Origin of the sequence: Methylocaldum sp. (genome assembly GCF_035627495.1) — a bacterium.
In the GTDB taxonomy this organism is placed as follows: Bacteria; Pseudomonadota; Gammaproteobacteria; order Methylococcales; family Methylococcaceae; genus Methylocaldum.
Genome location: NZ_DASPLO010000047.1, coordinates 1 through 2408 on the forward strand (window position 1 = coordinate 1; position 2408 = coordinate 2408).

The 2408-nt window shown below is 60.2% G+C and carries 2 protein-coding genes and 1 CRISPR repeat array; both genes read right to left on the reverse strand.

Going from position 1 to position 2408, the window contains the following annotated elements; translation table 11 throughout:
• Window positions 1-154: 154 nt before the first annotated feature.
• Window positions 155-426: direct repeats of the CRISPR family, unit length 28 nt; unit sequence GGTTCATCCCCACAGGCGTGGGGAACAG.
• Between the two features lie 190 nt (window positions 427-616).
• Entirely contained in the window at window positions 617-1159 is a 543-nt protein-coding gene (locus VEB01_RS03995) for a MarR family winged helix-turn-helix transcriptional regulator (RefSeq protein ID WP_324873039.1), read from the reverse strand.
• Between the two features lie 171 nt (window positions 1160-1330).
• Window positions 1331-2242: a PfkB family carbohydrate kinase gene (locus VEB01_RS04000; RefSeq protein ID WP_324873041.1), complete on the reverse strand. Its 912-nt coding sequence runs from the start codon at window positions 2240-2242 to the stop codon at window positions 1331-1333.
• Between the last annotated feature and the right edge of the window lie 166 nt (window positions 2243-2408).

Below are 2408 nucleotides of genomic sequence, written 5' to 3' on the forward strand. Positions count from 1 at the left end.
GCTCCGCAAGGCTGGGCAACGCACCGTCGAGGCGATTGGGGACGCCATCGGCGAACTGTTGAATCAGCTGACTCCGGCCGAATGCACGAACTACTTCCGGAACGCCGGTTATGCCGTATAGCCGACGTGAAAATGCTCTAGAGTGCCAACCATCGGTTCATCCCCACAGGCGTGGGGAACAGCGGGTATTCCCTCCAGCGGGAGCGCATTAACCCGGTTCATCCCCACAGGCGTGGGGAACAGGTACGGGACAAGAGCGATTCCTCGCCCATGACTGGTTCATCCCCACAGGCGTGGGGAACAGCTGCCTCCGGCTCATCGCTCATCCAAGCGCAACGGTTCATCCCCACAGGCGTGGGGAACAGTTCAGATAATAAATCTTCCGTTCACAATCCCACGGTTCATCCCCACAGGCGTGGGGAACAACCATTTCTAACTCATTGTTAGAACTGGCAAAAAACACCGGTCGAAATTCTACCGGCGAATCGCCGCTTTGAAAACGCAAAATCCGGGTTGTTAAAGAGCATCTTTTCCCTCCTTGGGATTGGGGGAGAGCTGTCCTGAGCCCGGTCGGAGAGGCCGGGGCGGGAGCGAATCCGGCGGGGAGCGTTGCGGTTCAGCACCCGATCTCGCCGCTGTTTTCCGCAAGAAATCCCAGTTCTTCTTTGATGCCGTCCGGATCCTGCAGCGGCTTGGCCTTGTTTGCCGACACGTCCATCATGCCGGCCACCCGCTGCAAGCTGGACAGGATCAGGGTCTGCTCCCAGTCGGCCAACTGCCGGAACGCCGCCAGAAAGTTGACGTGCAGCAGCGAGGGGGCGTGCTGGAGGGCATCCCGGCCGGCGGCGGCGAGGGTGATGGTCAGGCGCCGCTTGTCTTCCGGGCTGCGCGCGCGCCGGATTAGGCCCTTCAGTTCGAGGCGGTCCAGGATCGAAGTGATGGTTCCCTGGCTGAGGCTGACGGCTCGGCTGAGTTGGTAGGCCGTCAATGCCTCCCGTTTTTCCAAGGCGCGGAGCACCAGCAGTTGCGAGCCGGTCAAGCCCGCCTTCTGCAACTGCTTGGACTGTAAATCGAGCGCCTGCACGATGCGTCTGAGCTCCACCAGCACCTGCTCGTGAATTTCCATTGGTGCGCCGGTGGGTGGTTGAGCCTGGCTCACGTTGTTGCTCCTGCTAGTCGGTGAAATTGCAGGCTGCGGACCACCTGCAAGTAGGTTAGGGCATCCCTGCGTTCCGGGCAGCTGACATGCCGCCGGAAGGCGGGGACGGTCGTTGCGAACTCGGCCGCGCGCCTGAGCGCCTCTGGTCCTCTCCGAGCCGATGTCCCGTCATTATATCCTCCATGACTCGCGTAGCCTTCGATAAAAACCAAAGTCGCGTTTGACGGCGCCCCGTACACCGCAAATGAAACCGGCCAGATCTCGAGCCCGCTCCAGGGTGTCCTGCAAAGGCCAGCGCCAAATCAGGCCGAGTAGCAGCGCGGCGCTGAAGGCGTCCCCCGCCCCGACGGTATCCACGACGGTTACCGATGCGTCGGCGCGCACCCGAGCAACGTCTCCAGCGGCACAGACGGCGAAAGCCCCTGATTCGCCCTGGGTCACCACGATGTATTCGGCGCGGCAAAGGGCTCGCAACGCTTCGGCCCGCTCTTCGGGAAGCTTGCCGGGCAAGCGGTAGATATCCGCTACCACGTCCAATTCCTGCGCGTTCAGTTTGATCCAGTTCGCCCGTTCCAGCAGCGTCCGCAATTCCTCGGCCTGCCACCAGGGCGAGCGCAGGTTGACATCGAGAAATACCGGGGGGCGATGACGTTTGATGAGGTAATCCAGCGCCTGGCGTGAAACCGGATTTCTCACGGCCAAGGTTCCGTGGTACAGGATGGCGCCTCCCATCGGGAATTGAGGGACGTCGTGCGCTTCGATGAAGTCGTAAGCCCGGTCGGGTTCGATGCGGAATACCGGTTCACCTCTTTCGAGCTGTACTTGCACGGCCCCCGTGATGCGTTCGGGGTCGGTTTGCACGCCTTGTTCGTCCAAATCCCAGAATTGGAGCGCCTCTCGAACGAGCCGTCCCTCTTCGTCGTCGCCAATCCGGCTTACCAGCAGTGGTTGTATGCCCAATCCCCGGAGGTGGCAGGCCACGTTCAATGGGGCTCCACCCAGCACAACCGAGCCGTCTGGAAAGTGATCAAGCAGCAGCTCGCCGAAGAGGATAGGCCTCAATGATGCAGTAAATTCGGTCATGTCTACTTTGATGTCAAAATAAAATAAATAGGACTTACGCAAAAACTGGGATTGGGAGGGCACTTGTTGGAGCGGAGCGCGTCAGAGCGGGATGGAAAAGAAGCCCATCACACGTCTGGATTACTGCCAATACTTGCTGGTGACCCAGATCAACTATACGTTGACG